This window comes from Pseudomonas sp. CBZ-4 (genome assembly GCF_000346755.1).
Taxonomy (GTDB): domain Bacteria; phylum Pseudomonadota; class Gammaproteobacteria; order Pseudomonadales; family Pseudomonadaceae; genus Aquipseudomonas.
Genome location: NZ_ANNV01000034.1, coordinates 1 through 26504 on the forward strand (window position 1 = coordinate 1; position 26504 = coordinate 26504).

Here is a 26504-nt window from a genome sequence, read left to right on the forward strand (position 1 = left end):
GGGGGGGGGGGGCGAGCCTGTGAAAAGCTTACCATTGACTGGTCTAATCCCATTCAGTCTGGAATCTTCAGCATGCGAACTGTCGACATCCAGCAGGCAAGAATAAACCTGTCCCAGCGTTGATGAGGCTGTCAAAGGATGTCATTCCTGATTTCCAAGTCCGGCAGGCGGCTCTCCTCATCTGTTGTACGGAGTTGGTAATATCGGGCCGTGTTGGCAACGGGTGCCACCTTAAGTTGTAGGCTGGTTTCTACGGAGAGCGGCGGTGCAGTGGCGGTGAGTCGGGCGAGAACATTTAGGATGTGATCGGCACTCAGGGCGCCAGACAATCCTCGCAAGCGCCAATCGATTTCGCGCGTGCCGCGCTCAGCGCTTCACACAGGGGGACCGAAGGTCCCGACTCAAGCACCAGTTCTACCGCTACCAGCACCGGGTCGAGACCAGCGATGGGCACAGCAGCCAATACCTACGTCATAATTTGATCACCGTTGCTGTGATGTCTCAGGCCCCGCTTGAGAAGCCGCAACGGAGTGGGCAGATCAGCAAACGGCGTGCCATTGCACAGTGCACTGGGTTTGCGTTCGATGAGTGGGATGTAATGCTGCCAGTCAAAACTGACCTGATCTCGATCAAATAGGCACTCGTGGCTGGCAATCATCGTGTCATCGGCGATGACCCTGATCCGGGAGGGATATAGACGGCTGCTGACCCACTGGCCGACTCGCTCACACGGCACCGAATCGCGATTTCGTGCCACGCAGATCAGGCAGGTGCTGGAGACCCTTACGGTGTGCTCGACGTAGCCATCAAAGGCGGTCGGCATCCATTTCGACCCGCTCCAGCTCCAAAACGTCCGCCACCGTCAGCCCGTTGCACTAGGGGTGTAGCAGCTCGCTCCAGAGCGCACGCACGACAGCGTTGGCCCAGCCAGGCATTCAGTTCCTCGAGGGTGTGGAACATGCAGTTTGAGCGTCAATCCAGATGCGCCGTCGACTGCCTTGAACGTTCTTATCGACAAGAGGGTTGGCCGGGATTCGCACCAAATTCGCCAAAATGCAATTAAGCTTATGATTTAAAAGCTAAAACTGAATCTTGTAGTCAATCGGTTTGATCTTCCGATCGAGGTCCAGGGTGTAGTCGCCGAAACGATTGATATGACTCGTCCGATGCGGCGACAGCGCCTTGAGCACCGCCTCATCCACTGGGTGTCCCTGCCGCTGCAGATCCTTGAGCACCCTTGACATTTCCTGCGCGTTGTGCAGGATCACCAGATTCGCCACTAGGTGGTTGTACTTGATGACTTTGCGCTGCTCATGCCGCACGTTCTCGGCAATGATGCCCTCTCCGCCGAAGAACAGCCACTTAGTGAAGTTGTTGAACTCTTCGCTCTTGTTGGTGGCTGCGTGGATGTTCCGGCGGAGTTCGATATCGTTGATGTAATTCAGCAGGAACATCGTACGCACCACGCGGCCGAGCTCGCGGAAGGCGAAGTACAGCTTGTTTTTCCGGCTGTAGGTCCCCAGTCGGCGCAGGATCATTGAAGGTGTGATCTTGCCGGCTTTGATCGAGATGGCTACTCGAAGCATGTCTGGAACGTGGCGCTCAATCAGCGCCCAGTCGATGGAGGCTCTGAACAGGCTGTTGATATGGCGATAGTGGCTTCCCTTCTCCGGTTTGAAGAAAACGAGCTCCTTGATATTGCGAATTCTCGGCATCAGCTGGATACCGAGCAGATGCGCTAGACCAAACACAGGGGCATTCTGGGCCTGGGTATCACCATGCACGGTGTCCGGCTGAATATCCGAGTCGTTTTTGACCAGGCCATCCAGGATGTAAACCGCCTCGTAGACCCCGCAGGGAATGAAGCGGCTGAACAGGGCGATATACATGTCGGAAACATGGTAGTAGCCGATACCGCCGTAACCACCGTAGCGGATGTGGTACTCGGAAAGCAGATTCTGTTCGTAGACATTCCACTTGGTGCCGTCCGCGGAGGCGGCCTTTCCGCTCCCCCAATATCGCGGCAAGGCAAAGCGGTTGTAGGCGTTGATAGCCGCCACGATGGCCTTGTCAAGCCGCTCTTCGGTGACGTGTTTGAGATTAAGCCAGGCCACTTGTTTGCGACTGAAACCTTTAACCGAACGCGCGGTTTGGGATGCGCCTAGGTTGCAGCCATAGCAGAACAGTGTGGTGATGAAACGCTTACGTGGCTCATCGAGCTTGGCCTCGAAGCCAGAAAGCGGGCCAAACAGGCGGTGCAGGTCAAGCCAACGCTCTGTTTCAGTCAGTACGTCCAAGATGCTTTTGGGTTCGGCGGTTGCCGTGATGGCTTGATCGATGATGGGCAGCTGGGGCGGCGGCTCCCTTCGTTCGGTTCGCCGAATCAGCAGCCCGGATTCAGTCAAATCCACATGCTCGTTATCCGGAAAGTGGTCGTCGACCGTTTGCGCGAGCGCGCTCAACTGGTTGCGCAGGCCTTGGGTGAACGCGGCCGGATTGACGTCCATGCCCACCAGTTCGCCGTAGCGCAGCACTTCCTCCTGATACTCATCCCAGCTCACCAGGTGTTCGCGGTAATCGTCGTATTGATCACTGTGCTCAACGTAGAGGTCGCCGGATTTCAACTCCTGCATAACCTGAGAGAAGATGCAGAGCTCAAAATACTTACGGTGAATCAAGGTCTCACTGCTGGCGGTGTCGCCCTTGGCGAAGATCAGTTTTCGCCACTTTTCGGGCAGCCCCTCCAGCGCCATTTCGGCAAACTCGTCCGCGCCGAGCGTGAGGTATTCGCGGTGGCTGTTGCGATGCCGCTGCAGCCAGTCAACCGCCTGCAACAGCGCGTCGTCCTGCGAGCTGGACTTGAGTGCGAGCACGTCCAGGCACTGAAACAGTAACGAGCGCTTGCTGCGGTATGGCTGCAACATGAACGGATAATAGTTGTTGCCGGCGAAGGCCATGTGCTCATCGCACTGGACGATCCAGGAGGCAGGATCGCCCTCAAGGGTTTCGTCGACCTGTGCGAGTCGCTCATCTGACGGCAAAGGCGCTTGTAGGACGGTGAGCACCTCCCGGAATTGACCGATCAGCCGATCCACCTGCTGGACATGGGTCAGGTGGTACTGCTGCAAGCGTTCTTCGGCAATCCGGTGCAGGCTGCGCAGGGTCTTGATGAAGATTTCGGCCACGTCATCCATGGCCTTCTGCAGTTGCGACTGCACCATGAGCACGGCCAAGGTGTAGCGCTTGTTGGCCTTCATCGCCCGCATTTCGGCGATATCGAGCGCTCGCGCTTCCAGTACCATCTGGGTGCGCTTGCTGATCGCGATATTCGTCAGCAAGGGAAGTCCATCGGCCAGCTCGATCAGTCCGTTGATATGCTTGAGAAAGCTTGCAACCTCACGAGCGCCGGGACGCTTCGGTTCGCGCTTGAGGCCATCCCATGCACTGCGCCCCTGGGGCTCCAATAGCTGATCCAGCCGCGCCGTGGCAGAGGCTGGCAATACATTGGCGACACTCTGATAAATCGACTCGTTGACGCTGGCACGGGCCTGCTGGGCCAGACGGCTGAGCCGTGTAAAACCCGGGAGTTCATAACGGCGGCGAACCAGCTCTTCAATGAGGATGTTGATGATGTCGGGTAGTTCCTGCTTCGAGGTGGCGGCTTGATGAGCGACCTCGTCCAGCCACTGATCGCCCTCGGCATCCAGCACCTGAATGCCCAGATGAACGCGAAGCCGCTGCTGGTGGCGTGGTTTGCTGCCGGATTGGTCGTAACGCTGCAGGGCGACCTTGGCGGGAACTCGCAATCCTGCAAGGCGGCAGATATGTTCAAGGATTGCCGGTGGCGTGGCTGCGAGTGGAAGGAAATAGCCGAGCCGTTGCAGGAGTTTCAGCTGGATCAGGAGGCAGACGCGCGTAGGGGCTTGCCGATACCAGCCAAAGATCAAGACTTTCTCCTGAGGGCCGGGTGTATAAATCGCGCCGAGTTCCTGTGGGCTGAACTCGGTTTTAAGACGCGGATAGGCAGTTTCTTCCGGTCGACTCATGGATCTTGCTGACGCCGTAAGAGCGAGCCTGCCGCGTTTTCTTCGAAGGCGCCGGCCTCCTCGATATAGCCTTGCACGGTGCCGTCATGCCGCCAGCCACCCTGGCGCTTGATCTCGAGAAAGTCAGCACCGGCGCGATGGGCGCTGGTTGCCAGGCCACGGCGCAGGCTGTGGCTGCTCATCTCTGGGGCATGCGACAGACGCGCTTCCTGGGCGCGAGCCGCCAGGATGGCATTGACGCTACCCACGTTCAGCGGAGCAGCCCCGACTACACCCCAGCGGCTGATGCGGCGGAACAGCGGGCCTTGCTCAATCTGAGCGGTATCCAACCAGCACCGCAAAGCCTTGGCTGGGCAGCAGATGTTGTCGCCGTAGGGGATCGCCTTGTCCAAGCCCTGACCCTCCTGGTCGGTCTTGGAGCGCGGCAGCGTGATCCGTAGACCTTCCCGCTCCCACTGCAGGTAGTGCACTTCCAGCATGACCAGTTCGCTGCGTCGGAACGCGCCGAAGTACCCCACCTGTATCAATGCGCTGTCACGCAGCGCCGCGAGCCCGTCGAGCGTGGCCAGGTGCGTCACGATCAGGTCGAGATCTTCCAGCAGTAAGGCTTTGGCTTTCTGCCGCGGGCGCCCGTGCACTCGCTCGATACCGCGCAAGGTCTTGCGTACGGTGGCGCTGGCGGTCGGGTCAGGAAAGCCCTGAAAGCGGTGCCATTGCCCCAGCGCGGTCAGGCGCAGGGACAAAGTGCGCGGGTTCAACGCTTCTGCGAAGGTCAGCAGGTAATGAATCACCGTGGCTTCATCGCACGGCAGCACGCCGCCCCAGGCCTGAAAGTGGCGAATGGCCGAGCGGTAGGTTCGGCGGATGTTGTCGGAGGTGGCGGCCGCGAGAAAGCGCTGGTAGCGCTGGGCCAACTGCTCCGGGGTAGCGAGCGTACCGTTGGTACGCGCAAGGGCTGCTCGCTCGTCGAGCAGTAACGGGGTGGCTATTTCATCGTTATTTCTTGTAGTCATCAAGAAACGCCTGTTTAGGCCGTGCGTACTGCGGATTATAGAAGCGAATGCCGAGCGTGAACGCCTAACTCGCGATAACCGCGCTTATCGTCGGTTCGCCGAGGGTTTCGCCGGGCTGTTCTATTCTGTACTTAAACTGCAGTATTACGTTTTCCATACTACGGTACGAAAAAATCCGAGGTGCTTATGGCCCGCCCAGGGATCATGTATGTCCACGTCGCCGCCGCCGCCGCCCAGCTCGTTGCTCAAGGCAAAAATCCAACGATCGACAGCGTCCGCGAAGCCTTGGGCGGAACCGGCAGCAAGAGCACCATCGCGCCGCTGTTAAAACGTTGGAAAGCAGCCCACCAAGACACGGTGGCGCACGCGGAGCTTGGACTGCCTGCCGAGCTGGTCCTGGCGTTGAAAGGGGTCTACGAAACAGTGCAGGCGCAGGCGACCCTCCAAGTCGAGCAGTCGGAGCAGACCCATCGCGAAGCCACCGCCGTGCTGCAGGAGCAGTTGCAGCAGGTTTTCAGCGAGCGGGACGCTTTACTCAACGCACAGGCGCAGCAAAGTCAGGCGCTGGCCACCGCCCAAGCACGCAGCCAAGGGCTGGAAGAAACCGTGCAGCGGCAGGAAATCACCTTGGTCAGTCTGGGCAGCGAAAAGCTCGGGCTCGAACAGCGCCTGGTCGACCGCGTCGCAGAAATAGCCACACTGAGCCAACACCTGCAGCAAGCGCAGGGGCAGTTCGAGCATTACCAGGCATCGGTCGCGCAACAGCGCGCCGACGAGCGCCAGGCCGCGGAACAACGCCAGCAGCACCTGGAACAGGAGCTGACAGAGCTCCGCCAGCGCCTGCTCGCACAACAAACCCACCTGGGCGAACTGCACGCACAGGAACAACGCTGGGCGCAGGACCACGATCGACTGCAGAGCACCCTGCACACGTCCCAGGAGTCGCTGATCCTCAGCCGCAGCGCACAGGAGCAGTTGGCACGGCAACTCGCCGAGCTGAAACAGATCCATCAGGCACTGGAGCAGCGGCATGTCCAGGACGAACAGTGCTTGGCTGATACGCGAACGAAGTTGGCTGTGGCCGAGCGGGAGCGGCGTCTTCTGACGGACCGTTTCACCCAAGCAGAATCCCAGTTGACCGAACTTGCCAGAGAGCAACAACGTCTGCTCCAAGACAACGCGGTGTTAAACAGCCAACTTGTGGAACTCAGAACGTTGCCACCGAACCCGCCGTTGGCATCTTGAATGGGCGTTATGCAATGAGCTTGGAGAGTGTCTAGAAAATCAGGGGCGATTCACACAGCTGGGGCAAAGGACCGGGCACCGCTTGCGCAGCACCGTATCCGGCAAGAAACGCGTCATTGTTGACCTAGCCGGAGGGCACTACCTCAGCTTGCAACAGCGGCAGCACGACATGGCCGCCACCGAAGACCAGTAACCCGCTACGGAAGAAGGCATCCACCATTGCTACGGCATGACTCGGCAGCAGTTGGGCCAAGACAGGCAACCCCATCAGCAACGTACAGAACAGTGCTAGCCAGATCGCTCCGGCACGCTGGCTTACCGCGATCGGCAGCGGATCGTGTGCGCAGTCCTGAGTAGGCTTGAACAGCAGCAGGCCAGCGATGGCAGCAGCAGCAATCATGCTGACCTGCCCCCACGCAGATGGCATAAGTAGGACGACACAGGCAGCAATCGCCATGCTGGTGACACGCAATACGTCCGGGCACAGGTTGCGTGCCCCATACAGCTTGGGCAACCACAGGTACTGCCACCACTTTCAGACCGTGGAGCGCTCCCGACGAGACGGCATCGCCTTAGTTAGATATACCCAGCGCGAACAGGACCAGGGCAATGGCTGAGGGCAGTGTGAATCCTGCCCAAGCCGCCATGGCTCCAGCGTAGCCCGAGCGGGACAGACCCAAGGCCATACCAATCTGACTGCTTGCAGGCCCTGGCAGGAATTGGCACAGTGCCAACAAGTCTGCATAACTGCGTTCGGACAACCAGCGCCGTCGTGTGACGAACTCGTCACGGAAATAGCCTAAGTGCACGATGGGGCCGCCGAAGGAGCTTAGTCCAAGGCGCAGAAAGATGAGAAAGACAGACCACGGGCTGTGGTGGTCAGTGTGGGTGTTTGTCATGCGTTTGCCTTCGTGCATGAAAGTAGCCGAAGGTTTGCCAGGTACCCGGCCGTCCGAGTGAGGCAAACCTGCTGGGCTGGATAGCTGGCGCTCTTGCGCCCAGGAGCAGTGCCAACGACACACCGAGCATGACCGTCAAAGAGCCTTCATTGGCCAGATTGACGCCATCAAGGCTTACGCCGGCATTGGCGAGCGCAAATAACGGCATGATTACATAGGCGACCCAGTTGACCGGCGAAGAGCGAACCACGCCGTGGCGCACTTAGCGGATGGCAGCATTTTTTTCGACAGGGAGAGTTCATAGGCAGCGTAGATAGGGGGAGCAGGGACGGGCATAAAATTATTAAAATTACATATTTACAAATATAGATATGACGAATAGCATTTGCATGCCCGTGAAGTAGCGACGCGCCGGACACACAGACCGAAGCGACGTTGTAACGCGCGGGGCGGCTAATCTGCGCCAGCCAAAGGCTGGCTCACTGTTCCCATCCCTCAATAGAAGGAGACCCAAAATGACCCATGTTGTCCGTTTTCATCAGATCGGCGGCCCCGAAGTCTTGCAGATCGAAGAGCTCGAAGTTGGCGCTCCGGGCTCCGGCGAGCTGCGCATCCGCGTCGAGGCGATCGGCCTGAATCGCGCGGAAGCCATGTTCCGCTCGGGTGTGTACCTGGAGCCGACGCAGCTGCCGGCCCGGCTCGGCTACGAAGCTTCCGGCATCGTCGAGGCGCTGGGCAGCGGCGTTCACGGCTTCGAGGTTGGCGAAGCGGTCAGCGTGATTCCGGCTTTTTCCATGAACAAGTTTGGCGTCTATGCCGAGCAGGCGATCGTGCCGGCCACGGGGGTTCTGAAGCGGCCGGCGGGCGTCGGCGCGGTGAAGGGGGCGGCGATCTGGATGCAGTATCTGACCGCCTATGGCGCACTGATCGAGATTGCCCAACTCAAGCGCGGTGATGCGGTGATCATCACGGCGGCTTCGAGCAGCGTCGGCTTGGCCGCGATCCAGATCGCCAACAGCGTCGGCGCCATTCCGATCGCGACGACCCGGACACGCGCGAAGGAGGCGGCGCTACGCGAGGCGGGGGCGGCGCATGTGATCGCCACCGAGGAGCAGGACCTGGTCGCGGAGGTAATGCGGATCACCGACGGTCGCGGCGCGCGCATCGCCTTCGACCCGGTCGCGGGGCCGCAAGTCGAAACACTGGCGCAAGCGATGAGTCAGCAGGGCCTGCTTTTCATCTATGGCAATCTCAGCGGTCAGGAGACGCCGTTCCCGGCCTTGGCAGCGATGAACAAAGCCCTGAGCGTGCGCGGCTACACGCTGTTCGAACTGACCGGTGATCCGCAACGCTTGGCGCCTGCGCAAGCTTTTATCACGCGCGGCCTCGAGGCCGGACAGCTGAAGCCGATCATTGCCAAGACCTTCCCCTTCGAGCAGATCGTCGAAGCGCACCGTTACATGGAATCGAACCAGCAGTTTGGCAAGATCGTCGTCACGGTATCTCGGTAGAGGCAGTTCGTGAAAGACCAGGAGAGGGCAGAGTCGCCTTTCCCGCGACTGCGGAAATGACTCGACGCTGCCCCTTCATCCCCGCCACGCTGGAGCTGGGCGGCAAATCGGCAAATCGGCAAATCGGCGAATCGGCGAATATCGCGTTGGGCTTACTGGAATGCGTCACGCATGGTGATATCGTCGTAACAACAGGAGGCACGTCATGGTCAAAGTAGCGTTGTTCGTTCGTCTGGAAGCAAAGCCTGGGAAAGAGAAAGAGGTAGAGAACTTTCTCTTGGATGGCCTTCCAATAGTGGAGGAAGAGCTAGCCACTACGGCGTGGTTCGGAATCCGCTTGGGGCCGTCCACCTTTGGCATCTTTGATGCCTTCCCGGATGAAGCAGGTCGGCAGGCTCATCTTTCGGGCAAGGTCGCAGCGGCGCTTATGGCAAAGGCTGCCGAGCTGTTTGCCAAACCGCCGTCAATCGAGAAGGTTGACGTCCTGGCGGCCAAGCTACCCGGCTAAGCAAACCCAACAAGGCGCTCCAGTCGCGTCCCTACCGCTTTGCGGCGGCAGGGACGCGACTGAGCTTGGACGTCCACCGGCCTGTTCTAAACGGAGCGCTCGAGAGGTGCCTGTCCAGGCACTAGCATCTACTTATCTACAAACGCAAATATATAGGTAGTTACACATGAAAGATTCCATTCTTTTCGAAAGCACCACGTTGGGCCCCTACAGCCTGAAAAACCGCATCGTCCTGCCGCCGCTGACCCGTTCGCGTAGCTCGCAGCCAGGCAACATTCCCAATGACCTGATGGCGACCTACTATCGCCAGCGTACCGGTGCCGGCTTCATGGTCACCGAGGGCACCCAGATCGAGCCGCGCGGCCAGGGCTACGCCTGGACCCCGGGCATCCACAGTGCCGATCAGATCCTCGGCTGGCGCAAAGTGACCGATGCGGTACACGCCGAGGGCGGCACCATCTTCGCCCAGCTCTGGCATGTCGGCCGGGTCTCGCACACCTCGTTGCAACCCAATGGCGAAGCCCCGGTGGCGCCATCGGCGATCCCGGCCGAGGGCGTCAGCGTATTCATCGAGACAGGTCCCGGCACCGGCGCCCTGGCGCCGCCTTCGATGCCACGTGCACTGACCACCGCCGAGGTCAAGGAGCTGGTACAGCTCTATGCACAGGCCGCTCGCAACGCCCTCGACGCCGGTTTCGACGGCGTGGAAATCCACTCCGCCAACGGTTATCTGATCAACCAGTTCATTTCCGCGCACAGCAATCAACGCGACGACGAGTACGGCGGCTCGTTGCAGAATCGTCTGCGCTTCCTCCGTGAGGTGACCCAGGCGGTGGCCGCGGTGGTCGGTAAAGACCGGCTCGGCGTGCGTTTCGCCCCGTTGTTCGCCAGCACCGACGAGGCCCGCGTATATCTCGGCCTGGTCGAAGAAAACCCACACGAGACCTATGTCGAAGCGGTCAAGGTGCTGGAAGAAGTCGGCATCGCTTACCTGTCGCTGGCCGAGGCGGATTGGGAAAACGCACCGGAGCTGCCGGAAAGCTTCCGCAGCGCGGTGCGCGAGGTCTTCAGCGGGCGCATCCTCTATGCCGGCAAATACACCGCCGAGCGAGGCAAGCGTGTGCTCGAGGCGGGCTGGGGCGATCTGGTCGCCTTCGGCCGTCCGTTCATCGCCAACCCGGACCTGCCCAAGCGGATTGCCAATGGCTGGCCGCTGAACCCGGTCGATCCGGCCAGCATGTACGGCGGAACCGCTGTCGGCTACACCGACTATCCGACCTATGGCGGATAGTCCGCTCGAGGTGCCGGCCCCCGAGCGATACGGTTCGGGGGCCGGCGCATTGTCGGTTGAGCGGGCATATCGTAATATCGCAAAAAATAGTTATCGTGCGTGACCTATGAGTATCGACGTAAGCGAAGCGCTGAAGGCGCTAGACAACCCAACACGCCTGAACATCCTCAGTTGGCTGAAGGATCCGCGTCATCATTTCCCCGAGCAGGAGGTGGATCCTGAGCAGGTCGGTGTCTGCGTGAGCATCATCCAGGATCGGGTAGGCCTGTCGCAGTCGACCGTCTCGCTGTATCTCGCTGCCTTGCAGCGGGCGCAACTGGTGACCTCACAACGCATCGGTCCCTGGACTTATTACAAACGCCATGAGCAGAACATCGCAGCGTTCCAGGTGGCCTTGAAAGCGCTGATTTGATGCCTGCTCGCAGGGGTTTTTTCAGCCCTTCAAAATCTATGTTTTGAAATATGTAGGAGAGAAGATGTTAACTCCGAATTCCATTCCCTATCAGCAACAACCTGGCTTTCAGCACACCTACCGCCAAGGCCGCCTGAGCCTAGGTCTTTTCTTCCCCCTCGAAGCCTTTACCGGCGATACGCCGAGTATGCTCGACCAAGTGAACCTGGCCCAACGCGCCGAGAAGCTGGGTTTCTCTGCCCTCTGGTTTCGCGACGTGCCGTTACGCGACCCCAGCTTCGGTGATTCGGGCCAGGTCTTCGATCCCTGGGTCTACCTGGGTTTTATGGCGGCACACACTCGCTCGATTGCGCTGGGCACCGCGTCGGTCATCCTGCCAATCCGCAATCCCCTACACACCGCCAAGGCCGCAACTAGTGTCGATCAGCTCAGCGGTGGCCGCCTGTTACTCGGCGTGGCTTCCGGTGACCGTCCAGTAGAGTTTCCGGCATTCGGTGTCGACCCGGAGCAACGCGACAGCCTGTTCCGCGAATACCTCAAGGTATTTCGCGAGGTTCAGCGCAGCAGTTTCGTGCCTTTGACCTGGTCCGGCGGCACGCTTGAGGGGGCCGATCTGATTCCCAAGCCGACGACGGCGGAAATTCCTTTCTTCGTCACCGGCCATAGCCGCCAGACGCTGGAGTGGATCGCCCGCTGCAGTCATGGCTGGATCAGCTATCCGCGTGCACCGAAGACTCAGCAGCTGATTGTCGAGGACTGGCGCACGGCGGTTCGTGCCGAATGTGGTGAACTGTTCAAACCCTTCACCCAGTCGCTATACATCGACCTGACAGATAACCCGGAGACACCACCTCGGCCGATCCACCTGGGCTATCAACTGGGGCGACATCACCTGATCCCGCTGCTGCACAGCTTGCAGGAGATCGGCGTTAACCATGTGATCATCAATTTGAAATACGGCCAACGCCCCGCAGGTGAGGTCATTGAGGAACTCGGTCAGTTCGTTCTACCTGACTTCGTCATGTCAGCATAAGCCGGCGTGGTGAGGCATCAAATCATTATCCGTGGGGATTGCTCATGAGTTTCAAGGCAGTATTGCTTAACAAGGACCAGCAGGGGTTCTCTGCTCGTGTGACTGAGCTGGAGGATGAGGACTTACCGGCCGGTAGTGAAGTGCTCATCAGCGTTGAGCAGATCTGGACGCTTACCCAGTTCGTTCGCAGCATGGCGGATTAATCTACCTAACGTGTCGCGATAGCTGAGCTGTGTACTGCGTGCCAGGTTTTTTACAGTGACCAGATACTCTGCAAGAAAGCGCTTAACCCATGGGGCCAACAGATTCGAATTGTTCATGTTTATTTCTCCAGCATTGCGTATCGCTCAAAGCGAATCGAAGCCTCCATCAGCAGCTCCGGTGTCATCGGCAAATAAACCTGGGTCGCAGCGATGCTTGCGTGTCCCAGGTAGGTCGACAGCATGGGTAGGAGCCTTTGGACATCGGCACCCTGCTGGTACCAGGTGGTCAGTCGATGGACAGCGAAGGTGGCTCGCACTGAGTTGACCACCATCACGGCGAACGAGCAGTGGAGTGTCCAATGCGGTGCCGGGCGATGTGTGGACGGTCTTGATGTAATCGTGCAGGATCTGGGTTAAATGCGTTCCAGTCGGAACCCACCGCGTCTTGTAGAACTTCGTGTCGCGGATCGTTAACAGACTCTGCTCAAGGTCGACGTCGGCAAAACACAAGTGCAGCGCTTCGCTCAGTCGTAGGCCCGTTCCGTATAAAAGCAGCACTAGCGTTCGAAGGGTACGTGGTTCGATTAATGTTGAATGTAAGCCATCAACGGCATTGATCAGTCGAGCTATGTCGCTATCGGTATATACATAAGGTCGGAAGGTTTGGGGGCAGCGTGGTGTGTTGATTGGTAGCGGAATGCCTGATGAAGGTTTCATCGGGGATCCGATCCAGGTGCAGCCCCGAAAACTGGCGCAAAATTGTAGTCTCATAGAGCGCTTCTTCCATCGCCGGATCACTGTAGCCGAACCAGTTTTGCATCAAATGAACCCGCAACATGGCCATCAATGGATACGCCGGACGGCCCCCTTCGCCCTTTGGATAATGCGGCTCGATCAAATTAACCAAGCCCTTCCAGGGCACCACCTGATCCATCTCGATTAAGAAGCGCTCGCGGCGGGTCTGCTTACGTTTGCCGGCATATTCGGCGTCGGCGAAGGACATCTGTTTCATCGGGGCTCAACTGTTCCGTTTGTGCGTGGTGGGTATTTCACCAGATCGGGAAGTCTTTTTCAGAGTTTCCCTAGATCCAGTGGATTAGAAACAAAACAGCGCGAGCTTAAAAACAAAATGCGCATTGTTGTAGGCCCTACTTGGCGCCTACGCTCCTTAACCAGCAAATAACGCGTTCCGACTCCGCCGACGGCAGTCATATCGCTCTGCGAAGTTTTGACCCTGGCCTAGAACGAACGACCAGCCCGTCTCGCCAGCACGACACGGCGTGACACCTCTTAAGCCAGGAATGAATGACAAAACGGATCATGTGCGGCAACTCGTCGCGCTAAAATTAATATACTCCATACCAGTATATGACTATACTCCCCCCCAGTACCAAGATATACCCCCCACCAGTACCGGTGTACACTTTCCCGTATCACGCCACTGGAGAGAAAAAATGCCTCATTCACCTGAAGAAAAGAAACGCGTTCTGGGACGCGTGCGACGAGTAAGAGGACAGCTGGACGCATTGGAAACTGCGCTGGAACAAGGGGCTGAATGCGGGCCCGTTTTGCAGCAAATTGCTGCGATGCGTGGCGCGGTAAATGGATTAATGGCGGGAGTATTGGAAGGTCATCTCAGGGAAGAGTTTTCGAATCAAGTAGATACCACCGAGGCACAGCGGTCTTCGATTGATGAGGTCATTGCGCTGGTACGCACATACCTAAAGTAACCCTAGTCGACACCGACGCCGTGCTGGTAGCCCCGGATCTTTTAAGTTCCATCCAACGGAGACAACCCTATGAAATCTCGTGCTGCAGTTGCATTCGAAGCAGGTAGACCGCTTCAAATCGTTGAGATCGACGTAGAGCCGCCTCGCGCAGGCGAAGTGCTGATTAAAATCACGGATACGGGCGTATGCCACACGGATGCCTTCACCCTTTCCGGTGATGATCCTGAAGGCCTGTTTCCTGTTGTGCTTGGCCACGAAGGTGCCGGCATTGTCATCGAAGTCGGCGAAGGTGTGACCAGCGTGAAGCCTGGCGATCACGTTATCCCGTTGTACACCGCAGAATGTGGAGAATGCTTGTTCTGCAAGTCCGGAAAAACCAACCTTTGTACCGCTGTCCGCGCTACTCAAGGTAAAGGTGTGATGCCAGATGGCACCACACGCTTCTCGTACAACGGACAGCCGCTGTATCACTACATGGGTTGCTCGACCTTCAGCGAGTACACCGTAGTTGCGGAAGTATCGGTCGCCAAGATCAATCCGGATGCCAACCCTGAGCACGTTTGCCTACTGGGCTGCGGCGTAACAACCGGTATCGGCGCGGTGCATAACACCGCCAAGGTTCAGCCGGGCGACACCGTGGCTGTATTCGGTCTGGGTGGCATCGGATTGGCCGCTATCCAAGGCGCGCGTCAAGCCAAAGCGGGTCGGATCATCGCCATCGACACCAATCCTGCCAAATTTGAACTGGCACGCCAGTTCGGCGCCACTGACTGTGTCAATCCAAAGGATCATGAGCAGCCAATTCAGCAAGTCATCATTGAAATGACCGGCTGGGGCGTCGATCACTCTTTCGAGTGCATCGGTAACGTCCACGTGATGCGTGCCGCACTCGAGTGTGCCCACCGCGGCTGGGGTCAATCGATCGTCATCGGTGTTGCCGGTGCTGGCCAGGAAATTTCTACCCGCCCTTTCCAGTTGGTCACTGGCCGAACTTGGAAAGGCTCCGCCTTCGGCGGCGTCAAAGGTCGTAGCCAACTGCCTAAGATGGTTGAGGACTCAATGAAAGGTGAGATCGAGCTGGCACCTTTCGTTACCCACACCATGCCGCTCGAGCGAATCAACGAAGCATTCGACCTGATGCACGAAGGCAAATCGATTCGCACCGTTATCAAATACTGACCGGCTGCCCGGGGCGAAAGCCCTGGAGAGCTGTTCGTATCCTCCAAGCAGCCTCGGAGTTACATCGTGAGCAAAATGACAACGAAACTAGCTAGGCGCGCCATTGCTCAGGAAAGCATCGAAACGTCAGGCTGATTCGTGAGCCTACAGATTGCTTTGTCTTCAACAATGAATGCAGCCAGTGACGCTGGGTCTCGCCACGCATCACGATAACCTGACCATGCTCCAATGTGAGCTCACGGAGCTCCCCGGTCGCCTTATGCTTGAGCGCAAACTTACGTGCAGCCCCGAGACTGAGCGATGCAATGAAGTCATTTGGCTCGGAAGCTTCAACGTCAGCGTGCCATCCTATTGCTTGAGATCCATTATGGTAGAGGTTGAGCAAACAAGAGTTGTAACGCTGACCGGTAAGCTCCTCCATTCTGCGTTTCAACCGCAGCAAACTGCTTCCTTGCCAGCGAATTGCTTGGCGCTCTATTCCTGAATGGACGTATCGAAACGGCCTGTCAGCATACCAAGCAACCTCCCGAGCCGTCCTGACCAACTCACCATTCAATAAAGCCGAGTCAGGCTGCCAGGCAACAGCCATCATTAACTCGTTGAAATGGCTATCGGCCTCATCGACAGCCATTACTCGACCGTAATCATTGAGTACTCCGTCCTTTGGAAGCATGTTCAGAAGATGCGCCTGGTCGCTGAACAGGTCAGTATTTGGTGAGAATCACATTTGATGTATCCGCTCGAGAAGAACAACTTGACTTCAGTTTTAACTAATATGCAGATGAGACCATTTTAAGCGCTGTGGAAGCATTCGCGCCAATACGTCATCCTTATCGAACAAATGATTTTTGAGCGCAATCAACAGATGTCCACCTCCCAACGCACCACAAGCCCAAGCCGTTCAGGTGTGAACGTTTTTGCGAGGTGGTTGAGCTCGGGGTTTGGATCAACCAGCGGAGCCAACATGAAGATGCCCGCCACGAGTATTGGCTTGTCCGCCACCGTGCTCCAATACCATCCTGAAATCGGGAGCATGAGCAACGCAATGCCGTTAAGCAGAAGGTTACCTACTAGGGGTTTGGGGAGCAATGGAACCAAAAACCAACGTAAGCCCGACTAGCTCCGTTCAGAGCCCTCTTCCCAGGCATCCGACTCGATAAAACCATTGCGCAACTTGACCACCCATTGGCGCCGTTATTGACCAGCCGGCTGCATTCTTGACCAGTTATTTGCATTCGGAGTGACCAGGAGGGGGGCAATAGAGAAAACGGAAAAAATCGTACGCTAAGGCCAAGCGTGTTTTGCTAATGAACTGTGCTAGCAGACAAAACCAGCGGCTAGCACAACATCGATTACTTGCATTGCGACACCCAGTACGAATTGCACGGTACTCCAGTCGTTTTGGGCAGCTATAAAATCGAATTTCGTTATCGAAGTTCGATTATTATGGATTAATCTGTGGAAAATCAGGTAGGCCAACGCATGACTAATACCTCCACCGATGACCGCAGCCCATGGTCGGTTTTTCTTATTTTTCTACGCCTTGGATTGACCTCCTTCGGCGGCCCCATCGTGCACTTAGGCTATTTCCGTGACGAGTTCGTCACACGACGGCGCTGGTTGTCTGAACGCAGCTATGCTGATTTAGTGGCGCTGTGCCAATTTCTTCCAGGCCCAGCAAGCAGCCAGGTCGGCATAGCGTTGGGGCTATCACGGGCTGGATATAGCGGGGCGCTGGCTGCTTGGACAGGCTTTACGCTGCCTTCGGCCGTAGCTTTAATCCTGTTCGCGCTGGGCATTTCCAACTATGGGGATTCCGTTTCGCCGGGCGCGTTGCATGGCCTAAAAGTGGTGGCCGTTGCCGTAGTCGCCCAAGCGGTATGGGGCATGGCGCGCAACCTGTGTACGGATGGGCTGAGAGTCACAATAATGGCGATTGCCGCCTGTGCTGTCCTGCTCGTACCGTCCGCGTGGGGGCAGGTTGGTGTGATTGCTGCCGCAGGCATCATAGGCCGACTATTGTTCAAGCCAGCACATACTGTTGAGCACGACCCACTACCTATCACGGTCAGTCACCGGGCCGGCGCACTTTGGCTATCGTTATTTTTTGCCCTGCTGATTGGCCTACCGATCTTGGCAAAATTGCTGCCAAGTCCAACGATGGTGGTAGTGGACGCCTTCTATCGTGTGGGGTCACTAGTGTTCGGTGGTGGCCACGTTGTGTTGCCGCTGCTGCAAGCCGAAGTGGTGTCCTCCGGCTGGGTCAGTAATGAATCCTTCCTCGCGGGGTACGGGGCGGCTCAAGCGGTGCCCGGCCCATTGTTCACATTCGCCGCGTTCCTTGGTGCTTCGATGAGCACCGCTCCCTCTGGCTGGGTCGGCGGTATTGTGTGCCTACTGGCTATCTTCGCACCCTCTTTTCTGCTGGTTGTGGGAGCCATGCCATTTTGGGAGCGCCTGCGTCGCAATACAGGCATGCAAGCCGCGCTGGCTGGGGTCAATGCGGCGGTGGTTGGCCTGCTGCTGGCCGCGTTCTATCACCCTGTATGGACTAGCGCCATATTTCAGCCGCAAGACTTTGTCTTGGCCCTGGTCGCCCTTGTCGCACTGATGTTCTGGAAGCTCCCGCCGTGGCTAGTTGTCGTCGGCAGCGGTGCAGCGGGTTGGCTGTTGAGTATCGCGCTGTGAGGCACGAAAAATGACAGATAAAGACCTGTACGGCGGGTTGATCCGCCTGCACATACTTCACCATGCAGCCGAGAAGCCCGTCTTCGGACTGGGAATCATCGAAGAACTGCAACGACACGGCTACGAGCTGAGCGCCGGGACGGTATACCCAATGCTGCACGGGCTGGAAAAGAAGGGCTATTTGACCTCACGCCACGAACGCACCGGGCGACGTGAACGGCGTGTCTATGAGATCACTGAGCAAGGCCAAGTTGCGCTGGTCGAGGCACGTGCAAAGGTTAAGGAACTGTTCGGCGAGTTGATCGAAGGTTGCTGAGTTTACGGCTTCAACTCGGCGTCAGGCGGTTCACTGGCACCGCGTCAGACTAGGGCCGCTTTCTGCATTTTCTGACGCCAAGGCGTCAATCTCTATGGCCTCAACCTGACAGGCCGAATGCTTAGCGTACGATTTTTTCCGATTTCTCTATCGACCCCAGGAGGATCTGAATTGATCTCTCCACCATGTGTACACTGCCTGACAGCGGAGTTCGTCGCGGTTTAATCTAGAAAGACTTGCCCTAGGGAGATCAGCACGGCTGGAAGAACTGACCCAAACGAGGCAGCAGGTCGCATTTGACGATATCTTCACTGTATACTTTATCGCTCAGCCATACCTCTTGAGCTACAGGAACACCAGCATGACTGTACTCCAAACGATCTACTGGCAGCCTACGCCGCCTTAGCGCTACGCCCCCTCGCAACATCTCGCTTCCGCTAGTTTCGCTCGCGGTCGCGTACTGCTGTATGCCCGGTTTTTACACCCAAGGCACACAGCCAAATAATCCTCACAACTTGAATTCGTATCGACGCGCTCGCCATCTGCCTGGTGTGCGTGTGGTGCATTGCCTTGGATATTCTGATGCTGCAATCGCTCAAACAAACGTGGTTTTCCAACGTCCGTGGAGACGTGCTCGCGGGGATCGTGGTCGCGCTCGCGCTGATCCCGGAGGCCATTGCTTTCTCTATCATTGCCGGCGTCGACCCCAAGGTCGGTCTCTACGCCTCCTTCTGTATCTGTGCTGTCATCGCCTTCGTCGGCGGTCGACCCGGCATGATCTCGGCAGCTACCGGTGCGATGGCACTGCTGATGGTCACCCTGGTAAAAGATCACGGGCTTCAGTATTTGCTGGCAGCCACCTTGCTCTGCGGGGCGCTTCAAATCCTCGCTGGATACCTGAAACTGGGCTCTCTGATGCGCTTTGTTTCGCGCTCGGTAGTCACAGGCTTTGTGAATGCATTGGCGATTCTGATTTTCATGGCGCAGTTACCTGAATTGACCAACGTGACCTGGCACGTTTACGCCATGACCGTAGTGGGCCTCGGAATAATCTATCTGTTTCCGTATGTACCGAAGATCGGCAAGCTGATTCCCTCGCCGCTGGTGTGCATCCTGGCCCTGACGGCCATTGCTATTTACCTCGGTCTGGATATCCGCACTGTGGGTGACATGGGCGAACTGCCGGACACGCTGCCGATTTTCCTGTGGCCTGAAGTCCCGCTGAACGTTGAAACTCTGCGCATCATCTTCCCGTACTCAGCCGCCTTGGCCGTAGTAGGTCTGCTTGAGTCCATGATGACCGCGACCATCGTCGACGATTTGACCGATACCACCAGCAACAAAAACCGTGAATGCAAGGGTCAAGGCATTGCCAACATCGCTGCCGGGATGCTCGGCGGTATGGCAGGCTGCGCCATGATCGGCCAGTCGATCATCAACGTGAAATCCGGTGGACGTACCCGTCTCTCCACATTGTGCGCGGGCATTTTCTTGCTGCTGATGGTCGTTTTCCTCGGCGAATGGCTCTCCAAGATCCCGATGGCTGCATTGGTTGCTGTGATGATCATGGTATCCATCGGCACCTTTAGCTGGGATTCCTTGCGCAATCTGAAAGAGCACCCACTGTCGACCAACCTCGTCATGGTCGCGACCGTTGTGGTGGTCGTGGCAACGCATAATCTGGCTTACGGCGTGTTGGTCGGCGTACTGCTGGCTTCGTTGTTCTTTGCGAACAAGGTCGGACATTACCTCGATATCAAGAGCAGTCTTGAAGAGACGGAGTCGCATCGGACTTACCGCGTGGTAGGCCAGGTGTTCTTCAGCTCGGCAGACAAGTTCACCGAAGTTTTTGACTTCAAGGAAGCGCTCAACAAGGTCACCATCGATCTGACACAGGCGCATTTCTGGGATATCACCGCCGTCGCCGCGCTGGATAAAGTGGTAATCAAGTTCCGTCGCGAGGGCGCCGAGGTTGAAGTGCTGGGTCTAAATGAGGCCAGCGCCACAATCGTTGACCGCTTTGGCGTGCATGACAAACCTGGCGCCATCGACAAGCTCATGAGCCACTAAGGAGATCGACAATGACCCACGTAATGGCATGTATTGATAACTCACAATCCTCATTGGCGGTCTGCGACTACGCAGCATGGGCGTCGCAGCGACTCAACGCGCCTCTTACCTTGCTTCACGTATTGGATGAAGAGAAATACCCAGCAGCAGCTGACCTAAGTGGAAATATTGGTCTCGGCAGTCGAGAGCATCTGCTGGAGGAGCTGGCTACATTGGATGCCCAACGCGCCAGACTCGCTCTGGAACAGGGCCAACACATGCTGGAAAAGGCCAGGGAGCGAACGGTCATTTCCGGCGCTGCGTTTCCTGAGCTGAAGCAGCGCCACGGACACTTGGTAGAAAGTCTGAGCGACCTTCAGGAGGATATTCGACTGTTGGTGATAGGAAGAGTGGGTGAAGACAACTCACGCAACGCGCACAGCCTTGGCAGCCAGATAGAAGCTGTAGTGCGAACAATTCACCGGCCTATCCTGATCACAGCCAACAGCTATAAAAAGCCCGAAAAGGTGATGCTCGCATTTGACGGCAGCTCCACAGCCTACAAAACCATCCAAATGTTTGCCGCCAGTTCGCTTTGCAAAGACTTGCCCATTCATCTTGTTACGGTCGGTGCAGATTCGGTGAGCAATCACGAGGCACTGGGAAAAGCACAAAGCATGCTTCTCTCGGCTGGCTTCCTAGTCCAAGCTGAAATCAGACAAGGTGAGGTGGAGTCGGCTCTGCACGATTATCAGACAGAGCACGGCATTGATCTGCTGGTCATGGGTGCCTATGGGCATTCACGCATCAGGCAGTTTTTGGTAGGAAGCACGACTACGACGATGCTTCGAACAGCCACCATGCCTGTATTGCTGCTGCGCTGAGATAACTCTCTAAGCCACAGTGTTTCTACTTATTGAGAAATGCTGTGGTCAATCCCATCTAAGCTATCTGACAACATAGCCCACTGAGTTCGACCTGCGCACCTAAATATCGTCGTCTGGATTACGCAGTGGCCGTAGCTCACCTCGGGCGACCTCTTCTGGTACCGCGAAGGAGTACCGTCCCAACATATTGATGTGCTCGAAGATCAGCGGCGACAAACGAGCCAGGTCTTCGTCCTGTACCGGGTAGCCGTGCTGCTTTAACCGCTCCACGGCAGCCGTCATGTAGAGGGTATTCCATAGCACAATGATATTTACCACCAGGCCCAGGGCACCGAGTTGATCCTCCTGGCCTTCTCGGTAGCGCTGGCGAAGCTCGCCTCGTTTGCCATGGAACACGGCGCGAGCCAGGCTGTGTCGGCCTTCGCCGCGATTCAGTTGGGTCAGGGTGGCGCGGCGCTTGGACTCATCATCAATGTAGGTCAACGTATGCAGGGTTTTCTCGATCCGTCCGAACTCTGCCAACGCCTGGGCCAGACGGGTCGGACGATCTCCCGTTTGTAGGGTGCGCATGATGCCTGTCGCCGGCACTCGGCCAAGTTTGAGTGAGCCAGCCAAACGCAACAGGTCATCCCAGTGCTCGGCGATCAGGTCGAGCTTGACTGACTGGCGAGCAAGTCCGTTGAGCTTGCCGTAATCCGCGTCCGGGCGGGTGCGCCAGAAGCGGGTACCGCCGACATCAGCCAGGCGCGGGCAGAAGTGATAACCGAGCAGACGGAATAACCCGAACACCACATCGCTGTAAGCACCGGTATCGGTCATGATTTGTGTGGGCTGCAATTCGGTCTGTTGTTCCAGCACAACCGCGAGCAATACTAGGCTGTCGCGCAGGGTGCCGGGCACCGTAATGGCGTTAAGACCGGAAAACTGGTCGGAGATCAGGTTGTACCAGGTGACGCCCCGGCCGGTACCGAAATACTTCGGGTTAGGGCCGGCATGTACGGTACGCACAGGTACGACAAAACGCATGCCATCGGCGGAGGCCACCTCGCCGCCGCCCCAGACCTGAGCCAGCTCCAGTTGACTCTGCGCAGCCACCAAAATGGCATTGGCTGCCGACAGGGTATCGTCACGGAGATAGTTCTGGCTCACCCAGGACAGCCGGTCACGGCGCAGCGCTTGGTTGTCGTTGCGAGTCAAGGGCTCCAGGCCGGTGTTACAGGCTCCTCCCAAGAGCACTGCGCACAAACTCGTCACCAAGTTGTCGGCCCGCGCATTGCGTTCGGACACATGGGTGAAGGCTTCAGTGAAGCCGGTACGAGCGGCGATTTCTAACAGGATTTCCGGCAAATCGACACGCGGCATCAAGTCGGCCACGGCTGCACGCAGTTGCAGCAACGAGTTGGGCTCTTCCAGCTTCTCCAGCGCTCCGAGGGACAGCTCGGTTTTGCCCTCTGTATTCTCACTCAACTGGATCGCAGGATTGTCGGGCAGGCGAGCGGCGACTGCGTACCAAGTCGCATCCAGCTCGGCAGACAAGGCGTCCAAGGTGGTTTTGGCGTCCACAGTCAGGCCCAGTGAGCGACAGATGATCGGTCGCGCCGACAGCCATTCTGCACCATCGAGCAGACCGATACGCGGGTCGGCCTAGCGCCAACTGGGTGCAACAAAGACATCGCGGCGGCGTAGGGCCGTGCGTAGTGCATCAAGCGTGCAGAAGACATAGGCGCCCATGTCGAGGGAGCCATCTTCGCGAGTGATGTGGTTCTGCCAAGCCTTGGCCACGATCTCCTGCGGCACGTCATCCTCCGGCTTCCTGCGAGGCAAGTTCAGTTGCAACCAGTCCAAACTAGCCGCCACACCCTTACCCGCCGGGCTGAAGCCGAAGCGAATATGTTTCAATAAGTCAGGAAGGAAACGGCGCACGCTGCGGTAGCGCTCCTCCAGAGCGAGGTAAAACACATCGTTGGCCGGACGGATCAACGCATTGACCTCTTCCAGGGCTTTCTCCAGCGTGACACGTGGCAGGTCGTTGAACAGCCGGGCACGGACATTGTCATCGCTGATCGAGCTATCCAGCACGACCTTGCACGCAGCGGCGAGCATTGCCGCCGAGCGATCCAGGTCTTTTAGACTACGCAACCGAGCCTTCTTGTCAGCCTTCTCTGCGTTGTTGAAGATATCACGCAGTAGCGCTTCCAGAACTTCCAGAGCATCGTCGTGCGCACTGGCTTCCAAGGAAACCGCGAATGCCACCAACGTCGCCAACCGGCGCGACGCCGGCAGTCGATTGATGGCCGTGACCTTCGCGGTGTTGGCAAAGCGAGCCAGGGTGGCAATGCGGCTGGGAGGGATATGCGCAGCTGCCGGTAAGGCGATACCCAACCCGCGTACATCATCCAGCCGACGCAGCGCCCGAACCAGTGCAGGGCCACTGACCATCACCGGGCCGGAGCGTAGTTGATCCAGTCGGGAACTACGGTTGCCTTCGGCCACCAGAAGCAAGTCTTGTAGGTGCTGTCTTTGCTCCTCGGTCACGCTGCGGCCCAAGGTGTACCAGAGGCGTTCTTCAACCCGGCTACGCAGTTGGGCAATGAAGCGCTCTAACTGGGAAATTCCGGGCAATAGGACTTTCTGTGTGAGCAGCCATGAGGTAGCTCGTTCGAACAGCACGCCAGGACGATCAGTACCAGTCCAGCAAAGGGCATACAGCCATCGGCTCAAACGAAAGCCGATGCCTGGGTCAGTAAAGTGGCGATAGCCATAGCGCTCTTGAATATCGGCCGCATGTATCCAGCGACGATGATCGCTATAACGTACAAGACAGTCAGGGTCGGCGATTGCCAATTGCCGACAAAGCACAAGCAGGACTTCCACCGGCACAGCCGTGGGTTTGTCCGGCAAAACACCGACGAAGCGAACGGTAGTCAGCAGAACGGCATAGCCCAAGCGGTTATGGTTGCCCCGTAGTACCTGGACGGCTTCACGGTCTTCATCGCTCAGGTGGAAGTAGCGCTCCAGTTCATCACGGCTGGGCGCATCGATGTAGCGACCAAAGCCGTCGCGTTGCTCCTGAGTCAGAAAACCAACCGGCATCGATCACAGTACCTCGGCGCAGAACACGGCGGGGGTGACAATCCGCGTGCGTTCGATATGTCCGCGCTGCAAGAGGCCTGCGCGTCGATCACCGGTTACTAGGTAGTCCGCATTGCCCGCCAAAGCCATGGCCAGCAGAAAAGAGTCATCCGGATCATCGGCTTCAACCTCAATGGTCAACCGCTCCAATACCACGGCGCGTTGCAGGTTATTGATCATGGCCCCCACTTTGGCAGGCTGAAGGATGGCCTGAAGCTTGGGGTAACGACTGGCGCGACGAATTTCGTCGAGCTGTGCCCGTGAAGTCACCACCTCGAAGCGAGCTGAACGCCAGGCCCGATAGATCGCATCAGGAGACCCATGCGGTGAGATCAGCGCACTGAACAGAATGTTGGTATCCAATACAACCCGCATCAGCGCTTACGCGCCCAGTCGAGCGCTTCTTCAACCGCTTCGGTCAGTTCGGCCTCACTCAGATGGGCATTGGAAACCTTGGCCTGTTCGGCGCTCAGCTCCAGGATGTGTGCCCGCACCGCTTCTTCGATGAAGCGCGACAGGTCGCCCTTACGGCCACCGCCTTGGCTGGCCAGAAACATGCGAAGCGATTGGTCGGTGTCGGTGGAGACGGCGACGTTCCAGCGAGTGGTATTCATGACTTTTTCCAATGTTAGGTGTTTATGTGTTTATACACTCGATCCTCACTGCGCCGCAACGGTTCGATAAAACCCTCGTTTTATAGAACTTTAACGGAAGACCTGCCCAGCTCCGAGTTAGCCCATATTATGGTTTTAAATACTGGTATCGTTAATCAAGGTTCTATTTTCAATTTCTCTGTTGAGTAAACGGTACTTTTGATGAAAATTGGCTATGCGCGGGTGAGTACTCGGGATCAGAACGCCGACCTCCAGATCGATGCTCTGACAAAGGCAGGGTGCGAGCGGATCTATCAAGACGTTGCCAGCGGCTCAAAAAGCGCACGTCCGGAACTGGACAAATTATTGGTTCATGTACGGGCCGGTGATGCTGTGGTGATTTGGAAGCTGGATCGTCTAGGGCGCTCGCTCAAGCACCTGGTCGAACTGGTCGGTGAATTGGCCGCTCGTAACGTTGGCCTGCAAAGTCTGAATGACCCCATCGATACCACCCACGCGCAAGGCCGCTTTGTGTTCAACCTGTTCGCTTCATTGGCAGAGTTCGAACGTGAGTTGATTCGTGAGCGCACACAGGCAGGCTTGTCCGCTGCACGGTCACGTGGTCGAGTCGGTGGCCGCCCGAAGGGGCTGCCCGCTCAGGCGGAAGCGACCGCTATGGCCGCAGAAACGCTGTACCGAGAGGGTCGGTTAAGTGTGAGCGCCATTGGCAAGAAACTGCACATTTCCAAAAGCACGCTTTACCGCTACCTCCGGCATCGCGGCATAACGATCGGCGTACCCGCAAAAATCACCCAGCATCTCAACATCACGGTCCCACCGGCAGTGGACAATGCCGAACGGATCGCGACGGTCATATTGCGCCTGGCCGTCGAGAACAACAGCAAGTTCGTGCGTGGTAAAAAACGGGCACTGGAGAATATCGAGCGTTACTGCCTGGAACCTTACGGCATGAAGCTGCTTGAGTCGGGCAACTACGCGCTGAGCATTCCCTATCGCAACGATGAGGCACTGGATAAGACGGTACATGATCTGCTGACCGAGATCAGCCAAGAGGCCGAGATGCGTAATTGCTTTATCGAGGCAGATGCCTGGGAAGAGGGCTCTGAGCGGAGGTGGTAGGGCTTATGTTGGTTTTTGGTTCCATTGCTCCCCAAACCCCTCCTACAAACCATCCGTTGCGGCCATATAAGACCCTCTTGGGGCTTGTGCATGACGACGAAGTTGCAAACCTCGCTAGGGTTTCGCGCACAACGGTTAGAAATTGGCGTGAAGCTTTAGGCCGTGAGCTTGCGGAAGCACTGCCGAAAGAACCAGCACAACAGCGAATCAAAAACTGTGTAGGTCCGTGGCTCGGCTACGAATCACTGTTCGGCACAATGTCAGCTGCGAAAATCAGCCGTGCGGTAGGTGTGCCCTTTGCCATAGTTGAGCAACGGCAAAATTTTTTGGGTGCAGTACCGTACCAACGGGTTTCAAAACTGGACCGGTACCAGCATTTGGCGGGGCTCATTTCTAATGCCTTGCTGGCAAAACTTGCCGGCGTCTCAGCGAGTCGGGCCACTGAATTTAGCCGCAGGCTCAAGCAGATCAGCGCCTAAATTGAAATCTGCCACCGTTGGTGGCCGTCGATCCTCCAGATTTCAACGTAGCGCGTGTTGGGGAAGTGAAAGAATTCGGAAAAAATCGTACACTAAAGGGATAATGCATAGGGAAAATTAGGGCATCGCAACCGTCGTTCGGATGGCGGA

21 protein-coding genes and 6 pseudogenes are annotated in these 26504 nt (G+C 57.3%); 14 read left to right on the forward strand and 13 right to left on the reverse strand.

All coding sequences use genetic code 11. The features are described 5' to 3' along the window. Positions 1-131 precede the first annotated feature (131 nt). The 3 genes and pseudogenes from B348_RS01000000129705 to B348_RS0104980 form a co-directional block, all read right to left on the reverse strand. A pseudogene (locus B348_RS01000000129705) lies at positions 132-1019 on the reverse strand (hypothetical protein); the annotation flags it as partial. Positions 1020-1079: 60 nt separating this feature from the next. Further along, a complete protein-coding gene (locus tag B348_RS0104975) occupies positions 1080-4046 on the reverse strand; it encodes a Tn3 family transposase (RefSeq protein WP_026136568.1) in 2967 nt (988 codons plus the stop codon). Then, positions 4043-5059 (reverse strand): site-specific integrase, encoded by a 1017-nt coding sequence (locus B348_RS0104980; RefSeq protein WP_157356474.1) that lies wholly within the window; start codon positions 5057-5059, stop codon positions 4043-4045. Before B348_RS0104980 ends, B348_RS0104975 begins: the two co-directional genes overlap by 4 nt. A gap of 204 nt (positions 5060-5263) precedes the next feature. On the opposite strand from B348_RS0104980, the gene B348_RS01000000129710 reads away from it, so the two are divergent. Further along, positions 5264-6304 (forward strand): DNA-binding protein, encoded by a 1041-nt coding sequence (locus tag B348_RS01000000129710; protein WP_017735051.1) that lies wholly within the window; start codon positions 5264-5266, stop codon positions 6302-6304. A gap of 64 nt (positions 6305-6368) precedes the next feature. Here the strand turns inward: B348_RS01000000129710 and chrA (B348_RS01000000129715) are convergent. Together chrA (B348_RS01000000129715) and B348_RS1000000131895 are read right to left on the reverse strand one after the other, a co-directional pair. Then, positions 6369-7203, reverse strand: a pseudogene (gene chrA / locus B348_RS01000000129715) (chromate efflux transporter); the annotation flags it as partial. A 97-nt stretch (positions 7204-7300) separates the two neighbouring features. Beyond that, positions 7301-7429 (reverse strand): annotated as a pseudogene (locus B348_RS1000000131895) (Na+/H+ antiporter NhaA); the annotation flags it as partial. A gap of 289 nt (positions 7430-7718) precedes the next feature. On the opposite strand from B348_RS1000000131895, the gene B348_RS0105000 reads away from it, so the two are divergent. From B348_RS0105000 to B348_RS0105020, 5 genes are all read left to right on the forward strand, one after another. Continuing rightward, positions 7719-8714 carry a zinc-dependent alcohol dehydrogenase family protein gene (locus tag B348_RS0105000; protein ID WP_017735052.1) on the forward strand — a complete coding sequence of 332 codons (996 nt, stop codon included), beginning with the start codon at positions 7719-7721 and terminating at the stop codon, positions 8712-8714. A gap of 205 nt (positions 8715-8919) precedes the next feature. After that, on the forward strand, positions 8920-9222 hold the full coding sequence (locus tag B348_RS0105005) for a putative quinol monooxygenase (protein ID WP_017735053.1): 303 nt from the start codon (positions 8920-8922) through the stop codon (positions 9220-9222). A 166-nt stretch (positions 9223-9388) separates the two neighbouring features. Further along, entirely contained in the window at positions 9389-10513 is a 1125-nt protein-coding gene (locus B348_RS0105010) for an alkene reductase (protein WP_017735054.1), read from the forward strand. Between the two features lie 106 nt (positions 10514-10619). Next, entirely contained in the window at positions 10620-10925 is a 306-nt protein-coding gene (locus B348_RS0105015; protein ID WP_017735055.1) for a helix-turn-helix transcriptional regulator, read from the forward strand. A gap of 64 nt (positions 10926-10989) precedes the next feature. Then, positions 10990-11958 carry an LLM class oxidoreductase gene (locus tag B348_RS0105020; protein WP_017735056.1) on the forward strand — a complete coding sequence of 323 codons (969 nt, stop codon included), beginning with the start codon at positions 10990-10992 and terminating at the stop codon, positions 11956-11958. Positions 11959-12080: 122 nt separating this feature from the next. Here the strand turns inward: B348_RS0105020 and B348_RS1000000131495 are convergent, their stop codons facing one another. From B348_RS1000000131495 to B348_RS01000000129725, 4 genes and pseudogenes are all read right to left on the reverse strand, one after another. Further along, the gene (locus B348_RS1000000131495; protein WP_157356475.1) at positions 12081-12278 is read right to left on the reverse strand and encodes a site-specific integrase; all 198 of its coding nucleotides are present in this window, start codon (positions 12276-12278) and stop codon (positions 12081-12083) included. A 2-nt stretch (positions 12279-12280) separates the two neighbouring features. Then, positions 12281-12403, reverse strand: a complete 123-nt coding sequence (locus B348_RS1000000131900) for a hypothetical protein (RefSeq protein ID WP_256204096.1) — start codon at positions 12401-12403, stop codon at positions 12281-12283. Positions 12404-12479: 76 nt separating this feature from the next. After that, positions 12480-12932, reverse strand: a pseudogene (locus B348_RS1000000132155) (tyrosine-type recombinase/integrase); the annotation flags it as partial. After that, a pseudogene (locus tag B348_RS01000000129725) lies at positions 12865-13173 on the reverse strand (transposase); the annotation flags it as partial. The pseudogenes B348_RS01000000129725 and B348_RS1000000132155, both read right to left, overlap by 68 nt. 442 nt (positions 13174-13615) lie before the next feature. Between B348_RS01000000129725 and frmR the strand changes: the two are divergent. Together frmR and B348_RS0105040 are read left to right on the forward strand one after the other, a co-directional pair. Further along, the gene (frmR, locus tag B348_RS1000000130690) at positions 13616-13891 is read left to right on the forward strand and encodes a formaldehyde-responsive transcriptional repressor FrmR (protein WP_081609203.1); all 276 of its coding nucleotides are present in this window, start codon (positions 13616-13618) and stop codon (positions 13889-13891) included. 69 nt (positions 13892-13960) lie between these two features. Further along, positions 13961-15070 (forward strand): S-(hydroxymethyl)glutathione dehydrogenase/class III alcohol dehydrogenase, encoded by a 1110-nt coding sequence (locus tag B348_RS0105040; protein ID WP_026136571.1) that lies wholly within the window; start codon positions 13961-13963, stop codon positions 15068-15070. 91 nt (positions 15071-15161) lie between these two features. Here the strand turns inward: B348_RS0105040 and B348_RS0105045 are convergent, their stop codons facing one another. Next, on the reverse strand, positions 15162-15743 hold the full coding sequence (locus B348_RS0105045) for an alpha-ketoglutarate-dependent dioxygenase AlkB (RefSeq protein WP_050558306.1): 582 nt from the start codon (positions 15741-15743) through the stop codon (positions 15162-15164). A gap of 809 nt (positions 15744-16552) precedes the next feature. On the opposite strand from B348_RS0105045, the gene chrA (B348_RS0105055) reads away from it, so the two are divergent. The 4 genes from chrA (B348_RS0105055) to B348_RS0105070 all read left to right on the forward strand — a co-directional run bounded on the left by chrA (B348_RS0105055) (position 16553) and on the right by B348_RS0105070 (position 21007). Continuing rightward, on the forward strand, positions 16553-17758 hold the full coding sequence (gene chrA / locus B348_RS0105055) for a chromate efflux transporter (RefSeq protein WP_017735062.1): 1206 nt from the start codon (positions 16553-16555) through the stop codon (positions 17756-17758). Positions 17759-17768: 10 nt separating this feature from the next. Then, on the forward strand, positions 17769-18074 hold the full coding sequence (locus B348_RS0105060; protein ID WP_017335982.1) for a PadR family transcriptional regulator: 306 nt from the start codon (positions 17769-17771) through the stop codon (positions 18072-18074). A 582-nt stretch (positions 18075-18656) separates the two neighbouring features. Then, positions 18657-20144, forward strand: a complete 1488-nt coding sequence (locus B348_RS0105065) for a SulP family inorganic anion transporter (protein ID WP_017735063.1) — start codon at positions 18657-18659, stop codon at positions 20142-20144. An 11-nt stretch (positions 20145-20155) separates the two neighbouring features. Beyond that, positions 20156-21007: a universal stress protein gene (locus B348_RS0105070; protein WP_017735064.1), complete on the forward strand. Its 852-nt coding sequence runs from the start codon at positions 20156-20158 to the stop codon at positions 21005-21007. A 102-nt stretch (positions 21008-21109) separates the two neighbouring features. On the opposite strand, the pseudogene B348_RS01000000129735 reads toward B348_RS0105070, so the two are convergent. The 3 genes and pseudogenes from B348_RS01000000129735 to B348_RS0105085 form a co-directional block, all read right to left on the reverse strand. Beyond that, positions 21110-24103 (reverse strand): annotated as a pseudogene (locus B348_RS01000000129735) (Tn3 family transposase). Positions 24104-24106: 3 nt separating this feature from the next. Continuing rightward, positions 24107-24517 carry a putative toxin-antitoxin system toxin component, PIN family gene (locus tag B348_RS0105080; protein WP_017335986.1) on the reverse strand — a complete coding sequence of 137 codons (411 nt, stop codon included), beginning with the start codon at positions 24515-24517 and terminating at the stop codon, positions 24107-24109. After that, positions 24517-24756 (reverse strand): ribbon-helix-helix domain-containing protein, encoded by a 240-nt coding sequence (locus B348_RS0105085; RefSeq protein WP_017335987.1) that lies wholly within the window; start codon positions 24754-24756, stop codon positions 24517-24519. The genes B348_RS0105080 and B348_RS0105085 overlap by 1 nt, the downstream gene beginning before the upstream one ends. A 201-nt stretch (positions 24757-24957) precedes the next feature. Here B348_RS0105085 and B348_RS0105090 point away from each other — a divergent pair, with 201 nt between their 5' ends. After that, positions 24958-25875: a recombinase family protein gene (locus tag B348_RS0105090; RefSeq protein WP_017335988.1), complete on the forward strand. Its 918-nt coding sequence runs from the start codon at positions 24958-24960 to the stop codon at positions 25873-25875. 5 nt (positions 25876-25880) lie between these two features. After that, positions 25881-26354, forward strand: coding sequence for a hypothetical protein (locus tag B348_RS1000000131500; RefSeq protein ID WP_139273529.1), 474 nt, complete (start codon positions 25881-25883; stop codon positions 26352-26354). Positions 26355-26504: the final 150 nt, after the last annotated feature.

Excerpts from the sequence above, each read along its gene's own strand:
- B348_RS0104975 (WP_026136568.1), bottom strand. The coding sequence starts at position 4,046 with ATGAGTCGACCGGAAGAAACTGCCTATCCGCGTCTTAAAACCGAGTTC.
- B348_RS0104980 (WP_157356474.1), bottom strand. The coding sequence starts at position 5,059 with ATGACTACAAGAAATAACGATGAAATAGCCACCCCGTTACTGCTCGAC.
- B348_RS01000000129710 (WP_017735051.1), top strand. The coding sequence starts at position 5,264 with ATGTATGTCCACGTCGCCGCCGCCGCCGCCCAGCTCGTTGCTCAAGGC.
- B348_RS0105000 (WP_017735052.1), top strand. The coding sequence starts at position 7,719 with ATGACCCATGTTGTCCGTTTTCATCAGATCGGCGGCCCCGAAGTCTTG.
- B348_RS0105005 (WP_017735053.1), top strand. The coding sequence starts at position 8,920 with ATGGTCAAAGTAGCGTTGTTCGTTCGTCTGGAAGCAAAGCCTGGGAAA.
- B348_RS0105010 (WP_017735054.1), top strand. The coding sequence starts at position 9,389 with ATGAAAGATTCCATTCTTTTCGAAAGCACCACGTTGGGCCCCTACAGC.
- B348_RS0105015 (WP_017735055.1), top strand. The coding sequence starts at position 10,620 with ATGAGTATCGACGTAAGCGAAGCGCTGAAGGCGCTAGACAACCCAACA.
- B348_RS0105020 (WP_017735056.1), top strand. The coding sequence starts at position 10,990 with ATGTTAACTCCGAATTCCATTCCCTATCAGCAACAACCTGGCTTTCAG.
- B348_RS1000000131495 (WP_157356475.1), bottom strand. The coding sequence starts at position 12,278 with ATGAACAATTCGAATCTGTTGGCCCCATGGGTTAAGCGCTTTCTTGCA.
- B348_RS1000000131900 (WP_256204096.1), bottom strand. The coding sequence starts at position 12,403 with ATGCTGTCGACCTACCTGGGACACGCAAGCATCGCTGCGACCCAGGTT.
- frmR (WP_081609203.1), top strand. The coding sequence starts at position 13,616 with ATGCCTCATTCACCTGAAGAAAAGAAACGCGTTCTGGGACGCGTGCGA.
- B348_RS0105040 (WP_026136571.1), top strand. The coding sequence starts at position 13,961 with ATGAAATCTCGTGCTGCAGTTGCATTCGAAGCAGGTAGACCGCTTCAA.
- B348_RS0105045 (WP_050558306.1), bottom strand. The coding sequence starts at position 15,743 with ATGCTTCCAAAGGACGGAGTACTCAATGATTACGGTCGAGTAATGGCT.
- chrA (WP_017735062.1), top strand. The coding sequence starts at position 16,553 with ATGACTAATACCTCCACCGATGACCGCAGCCCATGGTCGGTTTTTCTT.
- B348_RS0105060 (WP_017335982.1), top strand. The coding sequence starts at position 17,769 with ATGACAGATAAAGACCTGTACGGCGGGTTGATCCGCCTGCACATACTT.
- B348_RS0105065 (WP_017735063.1), top strand. The coding sequence starts at position 18,657 with ATGCTGCAATCGCTCAAACAAACGTGGTTTTCCAACGTCCGTGGAGAC.
- B348_RS0105070 (WP_017735064.1), top strand. The coding sequence starts at position 20,156 with ATGACCCACGTAATGGCATGTATTGATAACTCACAATCCTCATTGGCG.
- B348_RS0105080 (WP_017335986.1), bottom strand. The coding sequence starts at position 24,517 with ATGCGGGTTGTATTGGATACCAACATTCTGTTCAGTGCGCTGATCTCA.
- B348_RS0105085 (WP_017335987.1), bottom strand. The coding sequence starts at position 24,756 with ATGAATACCACTCGCTGGAACGTCGCCGTCTCCACCGACACCGACCAA.
- B348_RS0105090 (WP_017335988.1), top strand. The coding sequence starts at position 24,958 with ATGAAAATTGGCTATGCGCGGGTGAGTACTCGGGATCAGAACGCCGAC.
- B348_RS1000000131500 (WP_139273529.1), top strand. The coding sequence starts at position 25,881 with ATGTTGGTTTTTGGTTCCATTGCTCCCCAAACCCCTCCTACAAACCAT.